The organism is Cobetia sp. AM6 (genome assembly GCF_009617955.1).
GTDB classification, from domain to species: Bacteria; Pseudomonadota; Gammaproteobacteria; order Pseudomonadales; family Halomonadaceae; genus Cobetia; species Cobetia amphilecti.
The window spans coordinates 2801165-2826874 of sequence record NZ_AP021868.1; the positions used below are offsets into that span (position 1 = coordinate 2801165).

Annotated in this window: 23 protein-coding genes; 13 read left to right on the forward strand and 10 right to left on the reverse strand. The window is 61.4% G+C overall.

What is annotated here, in order from left to right:
- Positions 1-216: 216 nt before the first annotated feature.
- The 5 genes from CLAM6_RS11745 to CLAM6_RS11765 all read left to right on the forward strand — a co-directional run bounded on the left by CLAM6_RS11745 (position 217) and on the right by CLAM6_RS11765 (position 5348).
- Positions 217-675, forward strand: a complete 459-nt coding sequence (locus tag CLAM6_RS11745; protein ID WP_054556265.1) for a hypothetical protein — start codon at positions 217-219, stop codon at positions 673-675.
- A complete protein-coding gene (locus tag CLAM6_RS11750; protein WP_153636208.1) occupies positions 675-1463 on the forward strand; it encodes a YjbF family lipoprotein in 789 nt (262 codons plus the stop codon). The genes CLAM6_RS11745 and CLAM6_RS11750 overlap by 1 nt, the downstream gene beginning before the upstream one ends.
- Entirely contained in the window at positions 1457-2353 is an 897-nt protein-coding gene (locus tag CLAM6_RS11755; RefSeq protein ID WP_153636209.1) for a hypothetical protein, read from the forward strand. The genes CLAM6_RS11750 and CLAM6_RS11755 overlap by 7 nt, the downstream gene beginning before the upstream one ends.
- Before the next feature lie 99 nt (positions 2354-2452).
- Positions 2453-4939: a YjbH domain-containing protein gene (locus tag CLAM6_RS11760; protein WP_153636210.1), complete on the forward strand. Its 2487-nt coding sequence runs from the start codon at positions 2453-2455 to the stop codon at positions 4937-4939.
- A gap of 79 nt (positions 4940-5018) precedes the next feature.
- Positions 5019-5348 carry a YkgJ family cysteine cluster protein gene (locus CLAM6_RS11765; protein ID WP_153636211.1) on the forward strand — a complete coding sequence of 110 codons (330 nt, stop codon included), beginning with the start codon at positions 5019-5021 and terminating at the stop codon, positions 5346-5348.
- A 72-nt stretch (positions 5349-5420) separates the two neighbouring features.
- On the opposite strand, the gene CLAM6_RS11770 is transcribed toward CLAM6_RS11765, so the two are convergent.
- Both CLAM6_RS11770 and CLAM6_RS11775 read right to left on the reverse strand, forming a co-directional pair.
- A complete protein-coding gene (locus CLAM6_RS11770) occupies positions 5421-7157 on the reverse strand; it encodes an acetyl-CoA hydrolase/transferase family protein (protein ID WP_242007664.1) in 1737 nt (578 codons plus the stop codon).
- A gap of 339 nt (positions 7158-7496) precedes the next feature.
- Positions 7497-8438 (reverse strand): LysR family transcriptional regulator, encoded by a 942-nt coding sequence (locus CLAM6_RS11775; protein WP_043334148.1) that lies wholly within the window; start codon positions 8436-8438, stop codon positions 7497-7499.
- A 307-nt stretch (positions 8439-8745) separates the two neighbouring features.
- Between CLAM6_RS11775 and CLAM6_RS11780 the strand changes: the two genes are divergently transcribed.
- Entirely contained in the window at positions 8746-9045 is a 300-nt protein-coding gene (locus tag CLAM6_RS11780; RefSeq protein ID WP_043334118.1) for a hypothetical protein, read from the forward strand.
- A gap of 16 nt (positions 9046-9061) precedes the next feature.
- Entirely contained in the window at positions 9062-10474 is a 1413-nt protein-coding gene (gene ppnN / locus CLAM6_RS11785) for a nucleotide 5'-monophosphate nucleosidase PpnN (RefSeq protein WP_277876238.1), read from the forward strand.
- 145 nt (positions 10475-10619) lie between these two features.
- Here ppnN and CLAM6_RS11790 read toward each other — a convergent pair whose 3' ends face one another.
- The 3 genes from CLAM6_RS11790 to CLAM6_RS11800 all read right to left on the reverse strand — a co-directional run bounded on the left by CLAM6_RS11790 (position 10620) and on the right by CLAM6_RS11800 (position 14051).
- Complete coding sequence (locus CLAM6_RS11790) at positions 10620-11036, reverse strand: hypothetical protein (protein ID WP_153636212.1); 417 nt, start codon at positions 11034-11036, stop codon at positions 10620-10622.
- A 69-nt stretch (positions 11037-11105) separates the two neighbouring features.
- Positions 11106-11567, reverse strand: a complete 462-nt coding sequence (locus CLAM6_RS11795; RefSeq protein WP_043334117.1) for a flavodoxin domain-containing protein — start codon at positions 11565-11567, stop codon at positions 11106-11108.
- A gap of 462 nt (positions 11568-12029) precedes the next feature.
- Positions 12030-14051: a TonB-dependent receptor domain-containing protein gene (locus CLAM6_RS11800; RefSeq protein WP_153636213.1), complete on the reverse strand. Its 2022-nt coding sequence runs from the start codon at positions 14049-14051 to the stop codon at positions 12030-12032.
- Positions 14052-14768: 717 nt separating this feature from the next.
- Between CLAM6_RS11800 and CLAM6_RS11805 the strand changes: the two genes are divergently transcribed.
- A complete protein-coding gene (locus CLAM6_RS11805) occupies positions 14769-15677 on the forward strand; it encodes a LysR family transcriptional regulator (protein WP_043334115.1) in 909 nt (302 codons plus the stop codon).
- 296 nt (positions 15678-15973) lie between these two features.
- Here CLAM6_RS11805 and CLAM6_RS11810 read toward each other — a convergent pair whose 3' ends face one another.
- Complete coding sequence (locus CLAM6_RS11810) at positions 15974-16411, reverse strand: hypothetical protein (RefSeq protein WP_153636214.1); 438 nt, start codon at positions 16409-16411, stop codon at positions 15974-15976.
- A 323-nt stretch (positions 16412-16734) separates the two neighbouring features.
- Here CLAM6_RS11810 and CLAM6_RS11815 point away from each other — a divergent pair, with 323 nt between their 5' ends.
- The 3 genes from CLAM6_RS11815 (at position 16735) to CLAM6_RS11825 (ending at position 18485) form a co-directional block, all read left to right on the forward strand.
- On the forward strand, positions 16735-17178 hold the full coding sequence (locus CLAM6_RS11815) for a secondary thiamine-phosphate synthase enzyme YjbQ (protein WP_153636215.1): 444 nt from the start codon (positions 16735-16737) through the stop codon (positions 17176-17178).
- A 49-nt stretch (positions 17179-17227) separates the two neighbouring features.
- Positions 17228-17647 (forward strand): SMODS domain-containing nucleotidyltransferase, encoded by a 420-nt coding sequence (locus CLAM6_RS11820; protein WP_153636216.1) that lies wholly within the window; start codon positions 17228-17230, stop codon positions 17645-17647.
- A 334-nt stretch (positions 17648-17981) separates the two neighbouring features.
- Positions 17982-18485: a DUF6602 domain-containing protein gene (locus CLAM6_RS11825; RefSeq protein WP_197738680.1), complete on the forward strand. Its 504-nt coding sequence runs from the start codon at positions 17982-17984 to the stop codon at positions 18483-18485.
- Between the two features lie 363 nt (positions 18486-18848).
- Here the strand turns inward: CLAM6_RS11825 and CLAM6_RS11830 are convergent, their stop codons facing one another.
- The 3 genes from CLAM6_RS11830 to CLAM6_RS11840 form a co-directional block, all read right to left on the reverse strand.
- On the reverse strand, positions 18849-19322 hold the full coding sequence (locus tag CLAM6_RS11830; RefSeq protein ID WP_153636217.1) for a phosphate-starvation-inducible protein PsiE: 474 nt from the start codon (positions 19320-19322) through the stop codon (positions 18849-18851).
- Positions 19323-19424: 102 nt separating this feature from the next.
- Complete coding sequence (gene hda, locus CLAM6_RS11835) at positions 19425-20123, reverse strand: DnaA regulatory inactivator Hda (RefSeq protein ID WP_043334111.1); 699 nt, start codon at positions 20121-20123, stop codon at positions 19425-19427.
- Positions 20124-20163: 40 nt separating this feature from the next.
- On the reverse strand, positions 20164-21273 hold the full coding sequence (locus tag CLAM6_RS11840; RefSeq protein WP_153636218.1) for an AI-2E family transporter: 1110 nt from the start codon (positions 21271-21273) through the stop codon (positions 20164-20166).
- A gap of 312 nt (positions 21274-21585) precedes the next feature.
- On the opposite strand from CLAM6_RS11840, the gene purM reads away from it, so the two are divergent.
- Positions 21586-22668: a phosphoribosylformylglycinamidine cyclo-ligase gene (gene purM, locus CLAM6_RS11845; protein WP_054556274.1), complete on the forward strand. Its 1083-nt coding sequence runs from the start codon at positions 21586-21588 to the stop codon at positions 22666-22668.
- Positions 22665-23441 (forward strand): phosphoribosylglycinamide formyltransferase, encoded by a 777-nt coding sequence (gene purN / locus CLAM6_RS11850; protein WP_054556275.1) that lies wholly within the window; start codon positions 22665-22667, stop codon positions 23439-23441. The genes purM and purN overlap by 4 nt, the downstream gene beginning before the upstream one ends.
- 165 nt (positions 23442-23606) lie before the next feature.
- On the opposite strand, the gene CLAM6_RS11855 is transcribed toward purN, so the two are convergent.
- Complete coding sequence (locus tag CLAM6_RS11855; RefSeq protein WP_153636219.1) at positions 23607-25586, reverse strand: autotransporter outer membrane beta-barrel domain-containing protein; 1980 nt, start codon at positions 25584-25586, stop codon at positions 23607-23609.
- Positions 25587-25710: the final 124 nt, after the last annotated feature.

Sequence of the window (25710 nt, forward strand, 5' to 3'; positions counted from 1 at the left end):
CCTCAGGACGAGGTCGCGCCACGGAGGATGCCAGGGATGGTGTCAGGGACGGCGCTCTTCTCCTCTATCGATATCTTCAGCAGCAGGGTTGGATGATCGCCAGCATCTGCTGGCAGCCTCGACGCCGATGCCTCAGTCCTTGAGTCATCACATCGTGGTCTGACATCCCTCCCTGGTCGGCTGACCGCCGACAATGCTCATCAAGGAGAGTTATCCATGCGCAAGACACATCTCGGAGCCATCATCGGCCTGACAGGTGCCCTGCTTCTCGCTGGCAATGCCATCGCGGAAGAAGAAGCGCCTCAGGGTGCGACCGGCACGACTGGTACGACTGGGACTACCGGCACGACTGGCACCACCGGCACGACTGGGACTACCGGCACGACAGGTACCACCGGCACGACTGGGACTACTGGTACCACCGGCACGACCGGGACTACCGGCACCACTGGCACGACCGGCACGACCGGCACCACTGGCACTACCGGCACTGTGCCGACAGGTAGCGCAGCCGGCACCGGTACTGCCAGCCAGAATGCCACCGGCAGCGTGACGCCGAGCGCCAGCAGCGGCAGCGTCGCTGCAGGTGCGGCCACCGGCACCGTCGGCGGCGGCACCGGCACGACTGGTACCACCGGGACAACCGGCACCACTGGTTCAACCGGGACTCGCTGATGAAGACAGCACGTGCGACGCAACGCTTCACGTTCTCAAGCCCTGCGTGGGGCACGGCGGCTACCTCGGTGGTCACCCGTGCTCTGCGCAGCAGGTCGTTGGCGGCCTTCAGCACCCTCGCGTGCCTGGTGTCGCTTTCCGGCTGTGCCCAGATCGTCTCGAATTCGCTCGGTGACGTGATGGGCAAGGACGAGTTTGACGCCACACGTGCCAGCGAGCTGCCCTATGCCTCCCTCAAGCTGAAGCATGCCAACAGCACCGCGCTGGTGGTTCTGGCGACGCTGGAAGGCAATGGGCGCATCGCGCGTTTCGAGAGTCGCGACCGCGGCATCCTCGAATTGCGCGATGGCGTCCTGTCCGCCACTTCAGGCTTTGCGCGTGATGTGGCAGACAGGCGTGAGCAAAGTACTACCGGGCGCGCTCTGGCGCGTCCGGCCTGGTTGATGGCCAGTGGCACGACCTATCAGGTCAGTGTCAGTGCGCTGTCCCCCTACCCGCGTCGGCTGGAGCGTCAGGATGCCGCCTCCACCGGCAGCCAGCGCCAGGACGACGTCGCCGTGATGCAGGTACACGAGGCCACGGCGCGACTCGAATGCGAGGCCGCCGCCCCCTATTCGCTGCCGCTGGCAGAACTGCCGCTGCAGCACTGCCGCGAGATTCTGAGCTGGGACGACGGCAGCACCACGCGCAATGACCTGTGGCGCGACGAGAATCGCGTCTGGGCGGCCGACATGACGGCCTGGCCCGATGGCCCGCGGTTCGGTTGGGAGGTCGCCAAGGCATGGTGATCCCCGTCTTCTCATCGCTGGCCCGTCTGTCATCACTGGCCCGTCTGAACAGCGCCGCCCGCCTGCTGCCACTCGGGCTGAGCACACTGCTGGCCGCGCCCCTGTCGAGCGCCGATGACACCCCGCTGCCGTTCAGCGCCGCGAGCACGCCGCTGGCCAGTCAGGTGCTGCAGGCGCAATGGGATGGCCTGGCGCCGTCAAAAGCGCTGGATTGGCGCTACAGCTTCGTCAGCACGCCGCTGATTCGCCAGCAGATGGCCGCGCGGGCCAACCGCGTCAGCGCCGAGCTCGAACTGATCGCGGCGCGCTACGCCGTCGGCGCGAAGGACGAAAGCCCGCAGGCGCGTTACGCCGAGGCGTTGCAGGCCTGGCAGGCCTATGTCGAGCAGGGCCGCGCGCCGGACACTGACGCCGTGGCGGCACGCCTGCCGGGTCAGCTCGACCCGCGCCGCGACATGCGCGATGGCCCGCAGGCGATTCGCATCGCCCCGGGCATGGTGGTCGGTGCCTGTCAGGCGCCGCGCAGCGTGGTGATTCTGGACGCCACCGGCGTTCACGAGCGCAAGTGGACGCCGAATCTCAGCCTGGACGCGCTGATCGACGAGCGCGCCGCTGCCGGCGGCATCGGGCCAGCCGTCGAGGTCAGCCTGGTGACGCCACAGGGCCAGGTGCTGACCCGCCCGGTGGCGAGCTGGAATCGTCTGACCAGCGGCGATGCCGACCTGCCCGTTGCCCCCGGCGCCAGCGTGGTGATCAGCACGCCGGGCATCGACACCGCGCAGCAGTGGGTGAACGAGGCGCTACCGGCCTGGCTTGCCAGCCGCCTGCCGGGCCATGCCTGCCAGAGCTGGCAGCTGGACGCCGCGAAGCTGCCGACACCCCCGCGCTAGCCGTCGAGGCTGCCCCGGCGCAGCACACTGCGCCTGACCGCGAACCCAATCCCTTATTCACGTACGTGAGCCCCTGGCTTGCGTGCATGCGAGACGCCCATGTCGAGTCCTTTTCGCCCTGCCAATCACGTTACGCACTCACGCCCCGAGCAGCGCCCTGCCCTGGCACGCAATGGCTGGCTGGCACTCGGCATGGCGGGCGGATTGCTGGGCGCGCAGATCGCCCATGCGGCGACCGGCGAATCCCAGAGCGACTTCGGTGGCGTGGGTCTGATGCAGACGCCCACGGCACGTTTTGCGCCCCAGGGCGAATTGAGCTTCACCTACAGCCGCACCCAGCCCTACAAGCGTTTCAGCGTCAATGCGGCGCCCTTCAACTGGATGGAACTGGGCTTTCGCTATGTCTCGGTGGAAACCGTCAGCTATGGCGCGGCCGCCCCGGAACGCGACTACCTGGATAAATCCTTCGACACCAAGTTCCGCCTGCTGCAGGAAGGCCGCTATCAGCCCGAAGTCGCGGTGGGCCTGCGAGATCTCGGCGGTACGGGCCTGTTCAGCTCCGAGTATCTGGTCGCCAGCAAGCGCTACGGCGACCTCGACTTCAGCCTGGGCCTCGGCTGGGGCTATCTGGGCACGCGCGGCGACTTCAGCAATCCGCTGGCAGTGGTGAGAAGCAGCCTCGAGACGCGCAGCGACTCGACCAGCGATGACGGCGGCGACTTCCAGCTCGGCAGCATGTTCAGCGGCAGCCCGGCCGTCTTCGGCGGCATCGAATACCAGACGCCCTGGGACCCGCTGACCCTGATGCTGGAATACGAAGGCAACGACTACTCCGACGAGCCACTGACGGTGGAGATCGAACAGGACTCGCCGGTCAACCTGGGCGCGACCGTCAAGGTCAATGACAACCTGTCGCTGCATGGCGGCTGGGAGCGAGGCAACACCGCCATGCTCGGGCTGTCGCTGTCGACCAATCTGGCCGGGCTCGCCCAGGCCAAGGACGACGGCACGCCGGAAGCGGTCGCCCCCAGCACCCACAGCCGTTATCGCAACGACCAGACACCGGAAGCCTTCCGCGTGCGCTCGCTCAACGCGAACGCCTCCTCGGGCACAGCGCCCTCCGCCAGCGCCGCCAGCGCCGCCCAACCGGCAGGCGTGGCGGCAGAGCCGTCGGCCCATGAAGAGCCCTCAGCCCATGAAGAGCCGTCAGTAGGTCAAGAGCCCTCCACTGATCAACAAGGCCGTCTGCTGACACTCGACTCGTTCGGCGGCGCGCCCGCAGACTCCCCGCTCGAGCCGGGCGCGACTGATGGCCCGCAGGCAGAAGATCTCCCGCGTCTTGCCGACGTCGACTGGGACGCGCTGGCCGATACCCTGCGTGCCCAGAGCGGACTTGAGGTGTCACAGCTGCGGGTCGAGGGCGACACCCTGATCGTCGAGGCCGAGGCGACGCGCTTCCGTGATGACCTGCAGGCCGAAGGCCGCGCCAACCGCGTGCTGCACAACCGCCTGCCCGCCGAGATCACCACCTTCCGCTATCGTCTGAGCAGCAATGGTCTGGCGCTGCGCGAAGATGAGCATCCGCGCCAACCCTTCGTGGCCGCCGCCAATGACCGTCGCTTCGGCGCCGAATACGAGCACTCCATCACCGCCCATGCTGCCTCGCCTAAGAACATCTCGCCCGATAGCGCCGATGACGCGGCACGCCAGGCGACAGGGGATGGCGTCAAGCTGGCACGCGAGCCGTTCGGCTTCAGCTGGGGCTTCTCGCCGAGCCTCAAGCAGAACTTCGGCGGCCCCGACGGCTACCTCTATCAGCTCAACCTGCAGCTGGACGCCCTGTGGCGTACCGACCGCAATGGCTGGTTCACCGGCGTGGCGACCTATCAGCTCGCCGACAACTTCGACAGCTACGAGTACATCGCCGATTCCGAGCTACCGCGCGTGCGTACCTACGTCGGGGAATACATCAAGGAAACCGACCTGGGCATCACCAGCCTGCAGTACAACCGCACCCATCAATTCGGGCGTGACTGGTACGCCCAGGCCTACGGCGGCATTCTCGAGATGATGTATGCCGGGGTCGGTGCCGAACTGCTCTATCGCCCGATGAACAGCTCGCTGGCGCTGGGGCTGGACATCAACCGCGTCCGCCAGCGCGAGTTCGACCAGCAATTCGGTCTGCGTGACTACTCGGTCACCACCGGTCACGCCACCGCCTACTGGCAGTCCGGCTGGCACGATGTGCTGGTCAAGGGCTCAGTGGGGCGCTATCTGGCCGGTGATGTCGGCGCGACGCTGGACCTGTCGCGCAGCTTCTCCAACGGGGTCAGCGTCGGCGCCTGGGCGACCCTGACCGATGCCGGCGATGACTACGGCGAGGGTAGCTTCGACAAGGGGCTCTACGTCAGCATCCCGCTGGATGCCTTCTTCACCACCTCCAGCAAGGGCAGCACCGGCTTTGCCTGGGCACCGCTGACCCGTGATGGTGGCGCACGCCTCAACCGCCGCTATCAGCTGTATGACATGACGCGCGATCGTGATCCCGAGACTTACTGGGAAGGCATCGACAAGGTCTACAAGTAATCCGTGCGTGAGTGTGTTTCACTGCCGGCTGAAGCGTGCCGATGTTGGCGCCTGACTCACTGTGGCTGACCCTGACCCGATGAATATTCCGATTACCGACGTCTCGCCGGCCACTGCCGGCGCTGCGACACCTGCCAAGCACGAGATCGCCTGCAGCAACTGCCAGGCCTGCTGCTGCCGGCTTGAGGTCATCCTGCTCACCGATACCGGCGTGCCGGACTACCTGATCGACGAGGATGAATGGGGCGGCGAAGTCATGCGCCGCCTCGACGATGGCTGGTGTGCCGCCGTCGACCGCGAGACGCTGATGTGCACCATCTACGACCGCCGCCCGCAGCTGTGCCGCGATTACGAGATGGGTAGCCCCGAATGCGAAGACGAGCGCCTGGAAAACGGCCTCGATCAGTAGGCCGCCTGCCAGCGCTCGTCCTGGTTGTTTCTCCCAAACACCCTGCCTGAGAGCGCCCTGCCTGATGTGCGATCAGGCAGTGGCGTCCGGCAGCGACGGGGCCGCCTCTTCAAGACTTGACTCGGGTGCCGTGCGCATGGCGCGCATATGCCCCTTCACCTCTACCTCGCGATGCCAGCTCAGCGCCTGCTCCAGACAATGTGGCGTATGGCCGCCACGCTGGCACGCCTCCTCGAAGTAGGCGCGCAGTGCAGGGCGATAGCTTGGGTCCGAGCAGTTCTCGATCACCTGCACCGCCCGCTCGCGTGGCGCCAGACCGCGCAGATCCGCCAGCCCATGCTCGGTGACCAGGATATCGACATCGTGCTCGGTGTGGTCCACGTGGCTGGCGAACGGCACCACGCTCGAGATATCACCGCCCTTGGCCAGTGACTTGGTGATGAACACCGACAGCTGGGCATTGCGCGCGAAATCGCCGGAACCGCCGATACCATTCATCATCCGCGTGCCGCAGACATGGGTGGAATTGACGTTGCCGTAGATATCGAATTCCAGCGCCGTATTGACCGCGATCACGCCGAGGCGCCGCACGATGCCCGGATGATTGGACAGCTCCTGCGGGCGCAGGATCAGGCGGTCACGATAGCGCTCGAGGTCCTTCCACAGCGTGCGGCCACGCTCCTCGGTGACCGTGATGGAGGAGCCGGAGGCGAAATCGAGCTTGCCGGCATCCAGCAGATCGAAGGTGGAATCCTGCAGCACCTCCGAGTACATGGTCAGGTGCTCGAAGGGCCCTTCCTTGAGACCACTCATCACCGCGTTGGCCATGCTGCCGATGCCCGCCTGCAGCGGCAGCAATGCCGGTGTCAGACGCCCCAGAGCGACTTCCTGCTTGAGCAGTTCGACCAGATGGCCCGCCATGCGCTGGGTGCCCTCATCCGGCGGCGTGCAGGTCGAGGGGCTGTCACTGCCGCGGGTCAGCACGATGGCGGCGATTCTGGCGGGATCCATCGGGATATACGGCGTGCCGATGCGCGAGTCCGGCGCGATCACTGGAATCGGCTGCCGGCTGGGGCGCATCTGCGGGATGTAGATGTCGTGCAGCCCTTCAAGCGCCGCCGGCGACTCGAGATTGAGCTCGATGATCACCTTGTCGGCGAGAATCGCATAGCTGGCCGAGTTGCCCACCGAGGTGGTCGGCACGATGCCGCCATCGGCGGTGATGGCGCTGGCCTCGATCACCGCGACATTCATGTCGCTCAGCTGATGATTGCGCAGCAGCTCCACCGTCTCGGACAGGTGCTGGTCCATGAACATGACTTCGCCGGCATTGATGGCACGCCGCAGCACCGGGTCGACCTGAAACGGCATGCGTCGCGCCAGCATGTGGGCATCCGCCATCTGGCCGTCGAGGTCATTGCCCAGCGAGGCACCGGTCATCAGCGTGATGGAGAACGGCTCGCGGCGCGCCTTCTCGACCAGCGCCAGCGGCAGAGCCTTGGCCTCCCCCGCCCGCGTGAAGCCACTCATGCCCACCGTCATGCCATCGTGAATCAATTCGGCGGCCTGGCTGGCGCTCATCTGGCGCGACTGCCAGTCAGGCCAGCGGCAGCGACGTGCGACCTCGGCGTGCTGCTCCGGGGTCAGCTCGCCGACCTCCATGCGCGCCAGCAACGAGAAGACCTCGCTTGATGCAACTGCTGCGGCAGGCGCGGCTGATGCCTCGGAAGCTGTGGAGGCTGACGCATGCTCTGCGGAGACCGCCTGGGCATGAGGCGTGACACTGGAGCGAGAACCGGATGAAGACACGACGGCAGAACCTCCTGATGGGCAAGACACCACGAAATGAGCAAACAAGGCGCTGGCAAGACGCTGACCAGACCCAGCATAGCCAAGCCTGAAATAGCCAGGGTTGTAATAAACAGGCCTGTAATAAACAGGTCTGTAATCACCTGGCGCTGGCTTTCAGCATCCCACGCAGTACGCCGCCCCCGCATCAGGCCTTGGTCGCAAGGCGGCGGCAGCGGCTGGAACCAGGCGGTGCACAAAGGGCGACGCCTCGCGCGGCGCAGATGGCGGCGGCGAGACACGAAAAAGCCCGCTCATGAAGAGCGGGCTTTCGGGAGGCGCAGATGATGACGCGAGGCGTTACACCATGCTGTCGAAGTCCATGTTGTCGAAGCTTTCCGGCGCATCGGCGTAGCCGTAGAGCGTGTTGCGACGCTGCAGGCGGAATTCGCCCAGCAGCTGCTCGTAGCGGCGCGGCACCTCGGCATTGTCACGTGTGACGATGTAGAGGTTCTCGTAGACGGCTTCGGTCAGCGGCATCTCGCGCACCTGACGTTGCCACGGCGAGGTCTCCAGCACCGTGCGCGAGACGACGGTGAAGCCAAGACCCCGCGCCACGGCGTCCAGCACCATGCCGATATCGTTGGTGAAGCCCTGCTGCGGGAAGTGGCTCATGGAGCGGAATTCACCGGCGAAGTTCTCACGCAACAAGGCACTGGCATTGTTGACGCCATCGGCGTAATTCATGAAGCCCAGCGCCATCAGCTCGTTGAGGCTGTTGCCGGCGAAGTCGGCGGGCACCACCAGGCACAGCGGCTCCTGATGCCACAGCTCGAAGTTCAGGTCCGGATGCTTGACCGGCTCGGTGACGATGCCCAGGTCGAAACGACCCGCCAGCACGTCCTGCACGATCTCGGAATTGAAGGCGAAGCTGTAGCTGACCGTCAGCCCCGGGTGCTGCTGCTGATAGCCCAGCGTGAACGGGTAGAACATCAGCCCGACGCTTGAGGGACTGGCCACGCGACATTCGCCGCTGTCCGGGGAGTCATCATCCAGCGAGTGCATGAACTGGGTGTGCTCGGCGAACAGCTTGATGGAGTAGTCATAGCAGCGACGCCCCGCTGCGGTCAGCGAGAACTTGCGTCCTTGGCGATTGAGCAGCGAGCGGCCCAGATACTGCTCCAGCTTGCGAATATGCTGGCTGACGCCGGGCTGGGTCATCTCCAGCTTGCGCGCGGTATGGGTAAAGCTGCCGGTCTCCACCAGTGTGATGAAGGTACGAAAATACTGGGCGTTGAACATGAAGGCACTGACCACTCACGAACGGGGGACGCGACTCGGCGCATCGTGTTGCCGGCGACGACCTGCATGACGCAACTGCCATGTCTGCACAGGTGCCACCGACCCGCAAAGCACATGATTCTACCAGAGCTGGCCGCCATGCGCAGCGCTGCGCCCCGCCACTCTCGCGTGTTAGCATCATGGACAATGCCAGCTGCCACCTTGGCTGCGTCTGCCGTGTTCAACGCCACGGCGACGCGCCAGGGCCCGGCGCTTTACCCCTGTCCTGGCCAATCTTCGGACTGGCCCGAAACACGAGATGCTCTAGATGTCTGATGCTCTGGCTGCACGCGGCGAAGCCATTCACAAGGCGCTGCTCGCCATGGAAAGCGACTGTGCCGAAAATGACCTGTTCCCGCTGGGGTACATGATTCCCCAGGTGGAACTGGTGCTGGAAAACGCCGATTACGATCCCGAGGATGTGGTCGCGGAAGACTTTGACGCCACCTTTGAAGAGTGGATGCAGCACGCCTTTGCCCAGGACAGCATGAGCGTGGACGACCGCGAGCGCATTGCTGAACTCTGGGCAGAAGCCCGGAAACGCGCCCAGACCACCGTGGGCGCCTGACACAAGGAAGACAGTCATGAATTCTGTCACCAGCGAAGCGACGACCTATTCACGTGATGCCAGCTCCATGCTGGTCTCGACCATCATCTCGCCGGAAGGCAGCCTGGAAGTGCTCTCCCAGGATGAGGTCAATCGCCTGCGCGATACCTCCTCCAACGGCTTGCATGACATCCTGCGCCGCTGTGCGCTGGCCGTGCTCAACTGCGGCAGCCAGACCGATGACAGCGTCGCGGTGCTCAACGCACACAAGAATTTCGAGATCGAGGTGCTGCAGCAGGACCGCGGCATTCGCCTCAAGCTCGACAATGCGCCCGGCGATGCCTTCGTCGACGGCAAGATGATCCGCGGCATTCGCGAGCATCTCTCCAGCGTGTTGCGTGACATCGTCTATGTGGCCAACGAGATCCAGAACACCCCGCGTTTCGATCTCACGACCACCGAAGGCACCACCAATGCGGTGTTCCATATCCTGCGCAACGCCGGGGCGCTGAAGTCCTCGCGTGAGCCGAGTCTGGTCACCTGCTGGGGCGGTCACTCCATCAACCGCGAGGAATACGAGTACACCAAGGACGTGGGTTACCACCTCGGCCTGCGTGACCTCGACATCTGCACCGGGTGTGGCCCGGGCGCCATGAAGGGCCCGATGAAGGGCGCCAACGTCGCGCACGCCAAGCAGCGTCGCACCGAAGGCCGCTATCTGGGCATCTCGGAGCCGGGCATCATCGCCGCCGAATCGCCCAACCCGATCGTCAATGAACTGATCATCATGCCGGACATCGAGAAGCGCCTTGAAGCCTTCGTGCGTACCGCACATGGCATCATCGTCTTCCCGGGCGGCGTGGGCACCGCCGAAGAGATTCTCTATCTGCTCGGCATTCTGCTGCACCCGGAAAACAGCGAGCTGCCGTTCCCGGTCATCTTCACCGGCCCGGCGTCCAGCGCCGAGTACTTCAAGCAGATCGACGAGTTCATCGCCTACACCCTGGGCGAGGAAGCGCGCTCGCGCTACACCATCATCATCGACAACCCGGTCGAGGTGGCACGCACCATGCGCGGTGGCATCGACGAGGTGGCGGAATTCCGTCGCCAGCATCAGGATGCCTTCTACTACAACTGGCGCCTGCATATCGCCCCGCACTTCCAGCAGCCCTTCGCGCCGACCCATGCCAACATGTCGGGCCTGGCGCTGCACCGCAACCAGCCGGTGCATGAACTGGCGGCCAACCTGCGTCGTGCCTTCTCGGGCATCGTCGCCGGCAACGTCAAGAAGGAAGGCATCGAGGAGATCGAGCGCGACGGCCCCTTCCGCCTGACCGCCGAAGCCGAGCTGATGGAGCGTCTCGACGCCCTGCTCACCTCCTTCGTCGCCCAGGGCCGCATGAAGCTGCCGGGCAGCGATTACGTGCCCTGCTACACCCTGTGCAAGTAACTGGCCCGGTGATGACACGCTGAGGCGTGTCGTCACCTCATCAGCCAGCACATGAGCGCCATCACAAGAACGCCCCGATCATCGCTGATCGGGGCGTTCTTGTTTATAGGGAAGATCTTGCTGACAGGACCTCAAGAACCGAGGCTCAGCCTTCCTCATCACGACGGCGCTGCATCCACATGCTGATCACATGCGCCAGCAGACCCAGCGTCAGGCCATCGACCAGCACCTCAAGCGCACCTTCCTGAGGGCGGTTGAGCATCGGCGCGGCAAAGTTGAACGCCGCCATCGCCGCCAGCCCCACCACCAGCCAGACCAGCAGACGACGCATCATCGTCGGCACCTTGGCCTTGGCGGTCTCTGACAGCTGGCGATAGATGTAGATACCCAGCGCGCTGACGGCGACGGCAAAGCCGACGATCAGCATCAGACGCGTATTCTCGCCGCTGATCAGGAAACGCGGAATATTGGCGACCATTACCACCGCCAGACCCGCCAGCACGGAGACGCGCTGCGGCGTCAGGTTGCGGGCACGCGGATGATCAGGATTCAGTTTCGGCATGTGAAGCAGTCTCGATGAAAGAACGGACAACAGAAGAGGCAGGCGGCGGGTCAGCCCACCGCCGCAGGATCAGGCCGTGGCCGGCAGGGTCGGAATCCAGCTCTCGACCCACGGCAGCGCCGCGTCGTCGGCCATGAAGGTTTCCATGGCGTCGATCTCGAGGCGCTCGCCGTGGCGCGTGGCGCCCAGGTCGGCCAGGCGCTCATCCAGATGACGCCCCGCGCCACAGTAGGTCTCGCCGTAGGAGCTGTCGCCCAGGGCGATCAGGCCATAACGCAGCCAATCCAGCGCCGGGGACTCAGCAGACAGCGCATTGAGGAAGCCGGTCAGATTGCCCGGCACATCGCCACTGCCGGTGGTGGAGGTGACGAACAGCGCCAGATCAGGGCGCGCGTCAGTCAGGTCGGCCAGTGTCGGCTGGTCGAGCACCTCGACCGTATAGCCGGCCTGCTCGAACAACGGCTGAACCTGCTCGGCCACATCCAGTGAACCGCCATACATCGTGCCGACAAAAATCTTCAGAAGCGCCATGCATCCTTCCTTATTCGAACGATCACCCGCCAGTGGCGGGAACGTGAGTGCAGTGCGAAGAGTCGCGCAGACGCTCTCCGACATTTGGTCGCGATGGTAGCACAGCCCGCCTGCGGGACGCAGGCGGGCCTGGTCCGATGAATCGATAGCACAGCCCGCCTGCGGGACGCAGGCGGGCCTGGTGCGATGAATCGCTAGCACAGCGTGGCCGCGGGACGCAGTCAGCAGGCGGGCCTGGTCCGATGAATCGATAGCACAGCGTGGCCGCGAGACGCAGGCAGCACTCAGCAGGAGCTGGCAGCCCCCTTCTGTGCGCCCCGCAAACAAAACAGCGCCACCGTGAAGAACACGATGGCGCTGCGAGGGTCTTGCCAGTGAAGCATCCTGCGTTGCGAGCCTGGATCACGATCGCTGGCGATGAAACCCTGTCAGGTGCGAACTTGCGGGCTCAGAGCCTTCTGATCAGAAGCGGTACGCCACTGACAGACGCACGTCACGCCCCGGGCTGGTGATGGCGCCCGTCGTGATGCCGCGACGATCGTTGGGTTCCAGGAAGTAGGTGTTCTGGTCGGTATATTCCTTGTCGAACAGGTTGTAGATACCGGCCGTCAGGGTCAGGTCCTGCATGTCACGCGGCACCCAGCTGGCGTAGACATCGTGCGTGGCGTAACCGGCGCGCTCGCTCTGATCATCCGGCAGGTCGGTGAGGCGCTCGTAGGCGGTCACGGTCCAGCCGATCGTCATCTGCGGGTCAACGAAGGTGTAGCGGTTGTCCAGGCTCCAGCGATCACCGGTCTGGTTGCCCAGGCCCATGTCGTCGACCACGGTCTCGCCCTGGTTGTCTTCCAGGTCCATGGTCAGGTAGCCCAGCGTCATGTCCCAGCCGCCGATGCCGTAGGTGGCACGCGCCTCGACACCCTTGCTGGTGACGATGCCTTCCATGTTGTAGATGGTGGTTTCGCTGCCGACGGTCTCATCGGTGATGTAGTTGTCGAAGTGGGTATCGAAGTAGGTGACTTCCAGGCCAGCGCGGTCACGCTGGGTGAGGAGGTCATTGCCCTTCCAGCGCGCGCCGACTTCGGTGCTGCGCGAAGTCTCGGCCTCGAGACCCGGCTCGACGGTCAGCGTCTCGCCGACACCGACGCCATCGTCGGCCAGGATGGCTTCACGCCCCTTGTTGCCGCGTACTGCCGTGGAGTAGCCGGTGAACAGCTCGACACCGCCGCCGACGCGCCAGTTGAGGCTCGCGTTCGGGCTGACATCGGTGTCATCCAGCGTCTCGCCATTGGCGTATTCGGTCTTGTAGTCATCGACACGCGCGCCGAAGGACAGGTCCACCGCGCCGAGCGTCATGCGGTGCTGGGCGTAGAGCGCGAGGTTACGGGCCTTCTCGTCGAAGCTGCCGGTGCTGGATTCGTCGTAGACATAATCGCTACCCAGCGTCAGACGGTTGTTCATGTCCTCGGGGCCGAAACGGAAGGTGTTGTTCAGATCACCGCCGTAGCTCTCGACATCGGCGTTCAGCTCAGCGCCGGTGGAGACGGTGGTGCGGTCCAGCTCGGTCTTGGTGTGGAAGACGTTGGTGTGCACGTCCACCAGACGCGAGCCCGGCTCATAGTCATAGTTGGCGGTATAGGTGTCGCGGCTCAGCTCGGTGTCGACCTTCTCGTTGTTGAACAGCTGACATTCCATGTTGGGACGCGTGCAGTAGATGCCGCTGTCCTCGTTGTGCTCGGCACTGATGCGCAGGCTGTGCGCGCCCTGGTCGAGCAGGCTGAACTTGCCGAAGTAGCTGCGCTGATGGCCGCCGGTACCTTCCTCTTCATCACCGCCGCCGGTGCGGTAGTCATCGCTGTTGCGTGCGCTGGTCGAGAACAGCAGGCCCGCGTTCGGCGCGACTTCACCGTAGACGGACAGCGTGCCCTTGACGGCATCTGCCGCGGACTCGGTGCTGCCCTTGACCATGCCGCCGAAGGTCTCACCCGGCTCGAGCAGGTCCTGGGCATCCTTGGTGACGAACTTGATGCTGCCGCCCAGGGCGTTGGGGCCGTTGTCCGCGGCGCCCGGTCCGGCCTGGACTTCAGCGCGCTTGAGCAGCTCCGGCTCGATGTTGAAGCTGGAGCTGTGGTGGAACAGATAGCCGTTCTGGCTGGCACCATCGACGCTGATGTTGAGGTTGGTGTCTTCCAGACCGCGCACGTAGATCATCTCGGATGAGGCGGTGGTGCCGCCGACGGTGACGGACGGCGTATCACGGAAGACATCCTTGAGATCATGCGCCTGATGCAGCGCGATCTCTTCGCTATCGATGACCGCGGTCGCGTTGAGGCGATCGTCCTCGATCTGCAGCGTGTCCATCTGCAGCGTCTCTGCATTGGCAGTACTGGCACACAGCAGCGCAATGGCTGCCACCAGCGGACGCGGAGTGAATGCAGTGGCGCGGGAAGCGCTGGCTGCCACGCACGGAGAGAGGCGATCGGTCATGAGCGGAGGGTTCCCAATATTAATAATAATAATGATTCTCTTTGCGAACGAGATAATGCACGCGTTTGCACATTTGCGTCATCAACACTTCCTGCAACGCCGCTCTGCAACTTCTGCAATCAGGCCGCGTCATTTCTCATCACTCACAGCGCCAGATTGTGCCTCAACTGCCAAAAACGGCCCGATTTGCACACTTTTTCACCCATGCAGCCACCAAATTCACTTTTTTATCACCTGTCTGTCATCAGATACGGAACCATCGCCAGCCACTGACGTCTTAGCCGACATGCCTCGACAAGTGCCTGGCCCACGCAAATTTCTCGCTTCACGGCAGAGTTTCATCCTGCGGAGATCGGATTTGCGCAATGCATGCGACTTTAGATGCAACACTACGAGCAGAGTGATATAGTTAGCGTGCTCAGATTAAGGGCGCTTGCTGTCACGCCAAGGCAGTGCCCTGTCATGGCTTCGCCCTGAGGATATCTGCAGCAGATGCAAGACCTGTCGCCGCGCGCTGAGGTGCTCGGCTGGCAGTGACGGTTGTTGATCGATGAGCGCGTCTTTGCCCGGGGCATCCCCCTGCGGCCTGAGGGGCACGGTCATCGACAGGCAATCCGTTGTGCAGCGACTGGCGCTGCAACGGGCCCGTTTGGCCCGAACAAGGTGGGTGTTTCCCTGACGGCACACCCCGACCCTCTGAACAACCGGACCTATTCGATGAGCGATATCGACGCCTACAACACCTTCCTGATGGTCGCAGACCTCGGCAGCCTGTCCCGCGCAGCAGAACGTCTGCGCCTGCCCAAGTCCACCGTCAGCCGTCGCCTCGACGCCCTTGAGGGCCGTTTCGGCACTCGCCTGGTCGAGCGTGGTCATCGTGGCATTCGCCTGTCAGAAGCCGGCGAGACCCTTTACCGTTACGCACGCTCGATGGCCAATCTCGATGATGAAGCGCACCGCGCCATCGAAGACCGCCAGTCAGACCTCACCGGTACCATCCGTATCCACGCCACGCCGTCGCTGGGTCGTCACTTCCTGGGTCACGCGCTGACCAGCTTCCTGTCGGAACACGAAGGCGTCGATATCAAGCTGAAGCTGTGGCACAACGGTCGCGAGATTCTCGAGAATCAGCCGCACCTGGTGATCGGCTTCCCGCATCTGGCCGGCAGCACCCACGTCTTCCGCCCGCTGACCCACTGGCATCAGGCGGCCTACGCGGCCTCTCACGTCGAGAACCCGGAAGAACTGCCGTGGGGCGAGCTGGAACCGCTGGTGTCCGGCACCTCCCTCTCGCGTCACCCGGAAGACCCGCGCCCGAATCACATCCAGTCCGATGACCTCGAAGTCCTCACCGACTACGTGGCCGATGGCCTGATTCGCGCCGTGCTGCCGACCGACTGGGTCAACACCCTCAGCGAGCGCAACGGCCAGTCCTTCAAGCGTCTGGAATGCAGCGAGATCCCGCCGGTCGAGATCGGCATGCTGCTGCCGCGTGGCCCGATCCCGACCCGTGTGCGCATGCTCGCCGACTGGCTCGCCCGCGAAATCGGCAAGTCAGAGCCGGAGCGCGTCACCGCCAAGGCCGCCCGCCGCACCGTCAGCGAAGCCGCCACCACTGCCGGTTGATTCAAGCTTTGCAACGCTGGCTCTCACTCTCGCGGTGAGCTGAATCAGCGCGGCACGCAGCAAAAAGGCCAGCCCTCAGGGGCTGGCCTTTTGCGTTCTGGCTTGTCATGTTTAGCATGTACTGAATCAACGACAGGCAGGGCTCCTCATGTGGCAACGCGACGTCATAATGAGACATTAGAAATTACAATCATTCTGCAAACAACAAATAACGCCAATGCACCAATTCAGCAACCAACACTCAAAACAACCCCACACCATTGACTTACTTAACCCAGAAAAATAATTTATAAAATCTAGTTTATACTTCCAAGTGAAATTTCTTGTAATTTCTGCCTACGATCACCAATAATTTCTTGTGGGTTTTTACGAAACGATCCTTGCTCAAGAATTACCTTTAAATTTCTTGAGTAAAATGAACACTGCGATGCATAAATATACTCCGAATGCTCAATAAAGCTTTTAGTTCTTTGAACTGCATTTTCCACTGTACCAAAAACTTCGTCACTAGTACCCTCGATACGTCCAGTCCCTATAAGATTACCAATAAAGTAACGATCGTGACCACTGCTACTGATAGAATTATAAAGATCTAAAAAGGTTTCGAGCACTAGAATGATTTTGCCCTTGCTAACGGACTTAGTTCGCTCTGCTTTGCGATAAGACTCTTCAACTCTAATTCCAATACTTTTGAGTTCCGAATCTGCTGTATATAGTTTTTTAAAAATACTCATAGCTGCACCCTTTAACTATTAATAGATTCTATTTGCCGCACCACCCGGATTTTTCACCTGCAATAAACTGAGCTTAACTATTCAGCTAAAAACATACTTTTACTAAGTGACGTTATGCTTGGCATAAAATCAAATTAGCTAGTTTAACTTAGGCTAATACATGAAAAAAAACATGTCAACTTTTATTTTATGACTTGATATTAATAAATAGTACAAAATAAACTCCCCATTAACTACTGAGCCCCAACATCTAGAAGCTGGACTTTTATGCTCTGGCTTGCCATGTTTAGCATGTACTGAATCTATGATAGGCAGGGCTTCTCATGTGGCAACGCGACACTCTCACCCTCTCCGCCCGCAAGCGCGGTTTTCACCTCATCAGTGACGAGGTGGAGCAGGCATTGGCCGAAATGCCACCGGTCAGTGTCGGCCTGCTGCATGTGCAGCTGCTGCACACCTCCGCCTCGCTGACGCTCAACGAGAACGCCGACCCCGACGTACGCCACGACATGGACGCCTTCCTGCGCCGTCTGGTGCCCGGCAATCTGCCCTACTTCCGCCACACACTGGAAGGCGATGACGACATGCCCGCCCACGTACTCGCCAGCCTGCTCGGTACCCAACTCACGCTGCCTGTCGAAGCCCGCCGCGGCGTCAACCGCCTCGCCCTCGGCACCTGGCAAGGCATCTGGTTGGGTGAACACCGCGACCATGGCGGTAGCCGCAGGCTGTGTCTGACGCTAAGTGGTCAAAGTAATTCTGATTAATACAAAAATCCAAAACGACAATAATTTATACTACAAAAACGGGTACTATATGACCAATGATCAATATCTAAACTTATTACTCCTTAAGTATGCTGTAGACGAAAATGCCGCAAAGCTGGCTAGCCAAAGAGTAATGCCGCTAATAAACCAATGGGGTAACGAAAATATAGTTAAGACAGTTTACTCTGGCTCTATAGCTAAGGGCACCGCAATAAACTTGGGTACTGACGCTGACATCTTTATTTCTTTATCTTCTAAAACACCTGGAACGTTACAAACAATATACAACAGCTTATATGACACTTTAAACCGTGCAGGGTATAGAGCAAGAATTCAAAATGTTTCAATCGGAGTAAAGATCAACAACCAAAAAATAGATATAGTACCAGCTCGCAGACACGACCAATACACCAACGATCACAGTTTGTACAAAAGCAAAACAAAAACTTGGACGAAAACCGATATATAAAAACATATCAACAGCGTTATAGGCAGCAATAGAACGAACGAAATAAAACTAATGAAGATTTGGCGTGAGCGACATAATCTAGATTTCCCTTCATTCTACCTAGAGCTCGTCACTATAAATGCCCTAAAGCACTCTAGAAATGATAGCATTACTATAAGCTTCTTTAAAACCCTAAGCTTTATCGCTGAACACATTAAAAACAAAAAATATGTAGACCCAGCCAATACCAATAATATAATTTCGGATGAATTGAGCAATAAAGAGAAATCTCTAATTTGCAACCAAGCACAATTATCCTTTAAGCAACAGACCTTAGACAGGATTATTTGGTAATATGAACAAAGCCAAGACAAGCTCAAAGGTAGACGGGAGCAGTTTTTTAAAATCGTCTTTTTCAATGGAGCAGGAAACATTACAACTAAAACTAGAACTGTCTTCAACTTCTATAACGCACAATGGTGTTCTAGGCGACGTTAATGAAAAACATTTTATTGAAATGTTATCTCGCTACTTGCCAAACAGATACGCTGTGGATAGCGCCATAATAATCGATTCCAATGGACAAACCAGCGACCAAATAGACATTGTAATATACGACAACCAGTATACTCCTACACTTTTAGATCAGCAAAATCACAGATTTATACCTGCAGAAGCAGTTTATGCAGCAATAGAGGTTAAACCGGAGATAAACAAAGAATACATAGAGTACGCAAAACAAAAAGCCTATTCAATAAGAAAACTAGAGCGCACTAGCGTATCAATTATACATGCAGGTGGCACCTACCCCCCAAAAGAACACAAAAAATTATATGCGGGATTGCAGCTTCAAGAATAGGATGGAAGGAAGGGTTTCACAGCACTAGCTTCAAGACAGCTATCGAATCTCCCGACGCCAGTGTCCCCTTAGACTTCGGCCTAGCCCTAGACCATGGCTCCTTCGATTACTTTTCAGATAAAATCAATATATGCAAGACTGACAACTCACTGGCATATTTTATATTTAGACTACTCATGAAGTTACAAAACATTGGCACGGTACCGGCTGTAGATTGGGACGCATACGCAAAGAACATATACAAGTAAAGAGCCTTCTTGAAAATCACCAAAGCAATCATGTTGCACTATAGAAATCATCATACTATTTAAGCCGCGAGTGATCGCGGCCTTTTTTGTTGTCAGGAGCTACTGAAACACGGGCTTATCGCGTCGAGTCCTCGTCCCCTACCGTGCCGCCCATCGGGTCGATGGCTTTGCTGGAGGGGTATTTGTAGGAGGCGAAGCGCACGGCGAGTACCGAGAGGGCGAGGAAGAAGATGCCGCCGCAGAGGTAGAGCAGGCCGATATCGGGGGCCTTGTGGTGGGGGACATCGCCGATGAGGTAGCGCGTCAGCGCGGTGATGGCGATGTAGAGCAGAAAGCGGATCGGCAGGTGGTTGGTCTTGAAGTAGATACCGACCATCGCGCCGAGCTCGAGATAGATGAACAGCAGCAGGATGTCATCGACGCTGGCCGAGCCCTTGGCGAACATCTCGAAGAAGGCCGATACCGAGGCGATGGCAATCGCGCCGCCGATGGCGAACAGGCCGAGATAGTGAAAGCCTTCGACCAGGAAGTTGCCGATCGAGTTGGCTTGCTTGTGCATGCGCTCCCGATGCTTGTCTAACCTGTTCATGCCGCGTGTCCTCAGACAGAGATGATGGAAAGAGACTGCAATATCGGTGCCGCGGTCGTGATGAAGGCAAGTTTGGGCCACCGGGCCCGCGCAGGCGCTGCCCTACCAGCCGAGCGTCTGCTTGACGAAGGGAATGGTCAGCTTGCGCTGGGCGGAGAGCGAGGCGTTGTCGAGTTCGCTCATCGCCGCGAACAGGCCCGGCAGGCTGCGCGGCCCGCGATGCAGGATGTAGCGGGCGACTTCGTCGGGCAGTGCAAGGCCGTGGTCACGTGCACGCAATTTGAGCGCTTCGAGGCGCTGGGCGTCATCCAGCCCCGAGAGGTGGAAGGTGACACCCCAGGAGAGCCGCGAGGCGAGATCCGGCAGGATGACGGGCAGCAGACGCGGTGCGCAGCTGGCGCTGACCAGCAGATGCCGCCCGCCGTCACGCAGGCGGTTGTAGAGGTGGAACAACGCCTCTTCCCAGCGCTGACGACCGATCACCACATCGAGATCATCAATGGCGACCAGGTCCATCTCATCCAGCCCTTCGAGCATATGCGGCGGAAAGTGGCCCAGCTCATTGAGCGGCAGATAGAAGGCACGCTTGCCCTGCTCGCCCGCCAGATGACAGGCCGCCTGCAACAGGTGGCTACGCCCACTCTGCTCGCCGCCCCACAGATAGACGAAGGGCTCCCCGCCGTCGGCAAGCTGCCCCTTGAGGGCCTCCGCCAGCGAGGTCGAGGTGAAGTGGTAGTTGTCGAAGGTCGCGGCGTCACGTACCCCGACGCCGAGTGCCATCTGTCCCTGAGTCATTGCCATCCGTCATGCTGATTGTTGTTGCCGTGATCTCGTCTCTCGATCACTGGGTATCCTCTGCCGCCGGCGGCGCTGACTGATCGGCAGCCACCGCGGGGCGAGAATCACGCTGTTGGTCATATAAAGTACTGTTTTTATAGCGATCATGCAGATAACGCAAGAGCACCATGATCACGGCCGCCACCGGCAGGGCCAATAGAATGCCGGTAAAGCCGAACAGCTGGCCGCCCGCCATCACCGCGAAGATGACCGCGACCGGATGCAGGCCGATCTTGTCGCCCAGCAGCAGCGGCTGCAGCACCACGCCTTCCAGCAGCTGGCCGAGCGCGAAGACCCCACCGACCGCCAGCAGCGCCCACCACTCGCCGAACTGGAAGAAGGCCACCGTGGCCGCGATCAGGATACCGACGATGACGCCCAGATACGGCACGATGCTGGCAAGCCCCGCCACCAGGCCGATCAACAGCGCGAACTTGAGCCCGATGATCGCCAGGCCAATGGCGTAGACGATGCCCAGACTCAGCATCACCAGCAGCTGCCCGCGCAGGAAGGCGCCCAGCACCTCATCACAGTCATGTGCCAGACGCGTGGCGGTAGGCTCCATATGGCGCGGCAGCAGGCCCTGCAGCTTCTCCTTCATGCGGTCCCAGTCGAGTAGCAGATAGAAGGTGACGACGGGAATCAGCGCCAGATTGCCCAGCCAGATGGCCATCGCCAGCCCGGACTTGGAGACGGTGCCCAGCAGCGCGGCGGCGAAGGTGCCGGTCTCTTTCCAGTTGCCCAGCAGCAGCGAGCGGACCTGATCGAAGTCGGCGCTGAAATCCAGCCCGGTGAACGACTGGATTTCCGGCAGCACCGTCTCGCGTATCCAGTTGAAGACTACCGGCATGAAGCTGATCAACTGCGCCAGCTGACGCCCGAGCAGCGGCACCAGCACCAGCAGTGCGATCAACAGCACCACCGAGAGCACGCTGAACACCAGCGTGACCGCCAGATGGCGCGACAGGCCCTTGTCTTCCAGCCAGTCGGCCAGCGGGTCACCCAGATAGGCGAGAATCATGCCGATGAAGAACGGCATCAGAATCGGTTCGAGCATCACCAACAGGCCGAGGAAGGCCACGCCTGCGGCCAGCAACCACCATTTACGCTGCATCTTCACTCCTTGAGACAAGCCGTGGGGCACTCGTGACGGCTGACTGCCGACGGCGCACGCATCACCCATTGTTGCCTGTCGCCGAGTCACCCACAAGACACGCGCCGCTCACGCGTCTGACATTGCCTCCCCCGGCGCCACCCAAGGTGCGACAAGGCCTGCCATGACTGGCGTGGCGGCCTTTTCACATTTTGATGCGGTTTTGTGAATCGGCACAGTGTCAGCCGCGAAGCGCAATGCTACAATGGCCGCCTTTCTTTTCCCGCGATCGATCGTGTCTCACCGCCCAGGCCGCACCGACAGGAACCTCACATGACGCAACGCCCCCAGGACTCCTCGCCCAGCAAGACTTCCTTGAGCTACAAGGATGCAGGTGTCGATATCGATGCAGGCAACGCCCTCGTCGAACGCATCAAGGGTGTCGCCAAGCGCACTCACCGCCCGGAAGTGATGGGTGGTCTGGGTGGCTTCGGCGCCCTGTGCGAACTGCCGGCAGGCTACCGCCAGCCCGTGCTGGTCACCGGCACCGATGGCGTGGGCACCAAGCTGCGCCTGGCCATGGACCTCAACCGTCACGACACCATCGGCATCGATCTGGTCGCCATGTGCGTCAATGATCTGGTGGTCGCTGGCGCCGAGCCGCTGCAGTTCCTCGATTACTACGCCACCGGCAAGCTCGACATCGACATCGCCGCTGACGTCGTCACCGGTATCGGCGAAGGCTGCCTGCAGTCCGGCTGCGCGCTGGTCGGCGGCGAGACCGCTGAAATGCCGGGCATGTACGAAGGCAGCGACTACGACCTGGCCGGCTTCTGCGTCGGTGTGGTCGAGAAGTCCGAGATCCTCGACGGCAAGAAGGTCGGCGCAGGCGACGTGATTCTGGGTCTGGCCTCCTCCGGCCCGCACTCCAACGGCTACTCACTGATCCGCAAGATTCTCGAAGTCGCCGATGCCTCTCTGCTGGAGCAGGAAATCGACGGCCAGCCGCTGGCTGACGCCCTGATGGCGCCGACGCGCATCTACGTCAAGCCGCTGCTGTCGCTGCTCAAGGAAAGCGGCCTGTCCGTGCACGCCATGTCCCACATCACCGGTGGCGGCCTGCTCGAGAACATCCCGCGCGTGCTGCCGGAAGACTGCACCGCCGAGATCGACGTCGCCAGCTGGAAGCGTCCGGCGGTCTTCGACTGGCTGCAGCAGCAGGGCAACGTCGAAGAACACGAGATGCACCGCGTGCTGAACTGCGGTGTCGGCATGGTCGTGGTCGTCGCTGAATCCGACGCCACCGCCGCGCGCGCTCACCTGGAAGCCCAGGGCGAGACCGTCTTCACCCTCGGCAGCATCCGCGCCCGCAACGGCATGGAAGAGCAGGTCCAGCTGGAGAATCTGTCCGCATGATCGAACCGAATACCAACGCCTCCAACGGTGACACTCTCGGCGGCTTCGGCAACGGTTTCGAGGCAGACGATGCGCCGGTTCGCCCGCGCGTCGTGGTATTGATTTCCGGCAGCGGCAGCAATCTGCAGGCGCTGCTGGAAGCGCAGGAACACGACGAGCTGGGCGGCGACGTGGTCGCGGTCATCTCCAACAAGGCCGATGCCTACGGTCTGGTGCGTGCGCGTGACGCCGGCGTCGATGCCGTGGCGCTGCCGCATGAGGAGTATGAGTCCCGCGAGCATTATGACGCCGCGCTGATCAAGGTGATCGAGCGTCATGAACCGGACCTCATCGTGCTGGCCGGCTTCATGCGCATCCTGTCGCCGCTGTTCGTGCAGTACTTCTTCGGGCGTCTGATGAACATTCACCCGTCACTGCTGCCGGCCTGGCCGGGGCTTGATACCCATCGCAAGGTATTGGAAGCCGGCGAGAAGGAACACGGCGCCAGCGTGCACTTCGTCACCGAGGAGCTCGACGGTGGTCCGGTCGCGATCCAGGCCGTCGCCAACGTGCTGGAAGGCGATGATGAAGCCAGCCTCAAGGAGCGCGTGCACACGCGTGAGCACCTGATCTACCCGATCGCGGTGCGCTGGTTCCTCGAAGGCCGCCTGAAGCTCGACGGTGAAGTGGCCAAGCTCGACGGCCACAACCTGCCGGTGGGTGGCCTGCGCCTCTCCCACGCCGATGTGGAAGAAGAGCTCAGCGATGAGCTGCCGGAAGGCGAAGAAGACTGATCAGTGACGCTGCCTTGCTGGCAAGGCTAACTGAGCTGATAGCAAGCTGATAGCAAGTTGATGGCGCGCTGACAGCGAACTGAAAACAGAAGACCCCGCGACATGCCGATGTCGCGGGGTCTTCTTATTTCTACTGATTCACTTCTCTCTCGGCGGCTTTCGCTTTCAGAAGGTGTAACTCACCCCCACCTCCCCGCGCGCCGTCACCTCATCCCAGGTCTCGATGCCGGCGCCCAGATGCAGCATGGCATTGCGGCCCAGCTGCATGCGCCAGCCACCGTCGACACGCAGGTAGTTGTCGCTGCCGCGATCCAAATCCTCGGCGCGGTAGGCATTGGTCGGCAGGCTCGCCAGACGCACCTCGGCGCTGTCGGCGTCATCATCCAGACGCTTGCCGTAGGCCAGCTCACCGTAGAGGCCGAAACCCTCCGCGATGGCGCGGTCGGCCATGAAGCCAGCCTCGACCCGGCGATCGCGCAGCGTCTGATCCGAGACGCTCAGGGCGTTGGCGGCGGAGCCGGATTCGGTGTAGCCATCGATGTCGGACTCGGTGTGGCGGTAGGCCACGAAGGGCGCGTTGTACCACAGCGAATCGGCAGCGGTGAAGCGATAATCGAGCCGCGCCTCGGCGCTGAAGCCATCGCCATCGGTCTCACCGGACAGGGTGCGCGATGACTGGCCCAGCGCGACATGGCGGTCGAGGTCGTAATCGAAGTCGCCGTAGCTGGCCACCGCCTGGACGCCAAACCTGCCCAGCTGCTGACGCGCGAACAGGCTGAACACCTGCCCTTCCAGCTCCAGCTCGCTGCCATCATCGACATCGAAGTCCGCAGTGCGCTGACTGACCGCAACACCGCCCCAGGCCTGGCCGAGCGCGTTGTCCAGCGGCAGCATCACGCCGACACCCGCTCCGCGCTGCTCGCTGTCAAAGCCCTGCTGGCCAGTGGAAGTCTCGCCATCACCGGTGCCACCACTGGCCGAGCCGATGGCGAACACGCGCACGCCCTCCCCGGCGCGTCTGTCCTGCGCACCGGGACGCAATTCATCGCCGAGGCTGCGCTGACTGGCATTGAGCGCGCCCGTGCCCAGCTGCGGCGCCAGCCCCAGCACCGAGGGCGCGGCGAGCATCGCATAGGCGTAGTTGGCCAGAATCTCCTGACCAGCGGTGGTCGGGTGCACGCCATCATTGAACAGCAGCTTGTCAGGGTCTTCTTGTACTCCCCCTAGTTCATAAACAGATTCATCGCAGTCTCCTGAAAAGCAGACTTTGGTCAATGACACGTCACTGGCGAAGCCGAACTCGGCCGGCGAGGCCAATACCTCTTCGAAAATGCCGACGGTATCCAGACGGATGATGTTGACCTCACCATCCAGCGCCGCCAGTCGCGCGCCCAGCGCATCATTGAAGACGTCTACCAGCGCAGAGGTCCCCGCCGCCTGCGCCGCGCCCGCTGACTGGCCGGCCGGAGTGCTGCCGACATCCGGCAGATTGGAAACCATGATGGTGGTGGCACCCGCCGCTGCCAGCGCCTCCACCGCGGAGGCCAGATTGCCGGCGGAGGCGACCGCCGTGGCCGGCGAGGTGATCACGCCCTGCAGGAAGTCGTTGCCACCGCCATTGACGTAATAGAGGGCGTCCGGGTCAGCACTGCCGCCGGTGCTGACCAGATAGCCGTCCTCGCCCCTGAGCACCGTGCCAGCGCCGGTGCTGCCCGGCGGGATGACCACCTCGGAGCCATCCTCATCTGTCACCGAGGCCAGAATCTGCGCCGTGGTATAGCCGCCCACCGCGTAGTTGGTGCCGTCACTGAAGCCGGCCAGCTGATAGATCACCGAGGTGGAAGGCTCTGCCGCCAGCCCCAGTTCCGTGGCCAGCAACTGGGTCGAGACGCTGCCATAGGCCGAGTTCTCATAATCCGGGCCGCTGCGGTTGGTGAAACGCAGACTATTGAGGCCGCCCAGGGTGGTATCGGGGAACTGGCCGGAATCGCTCAGACTGTCGCCGAAGAGATAGAGATTGGAATAGGCCTGCGCGGGAGTCGCCAGCAAGGTGGTGCTGATGGCGAGGGCGAGACCGCTGAGGGTAAAACGTCGGGCCAGACCGCTGGCCGGAGGGAATACAGCGCGATGTGAACGCGATGGCATGGCGTGCCCCTTGCTTGTGGGAGGTATCCGTCCTGCAGCCACTCTGGGGGTGGCCTATAGACAAGCATAGGCAATAAAACGAGTGATTGAATCACATGTTTTGTTCAACTTCAGGCTAAGACTC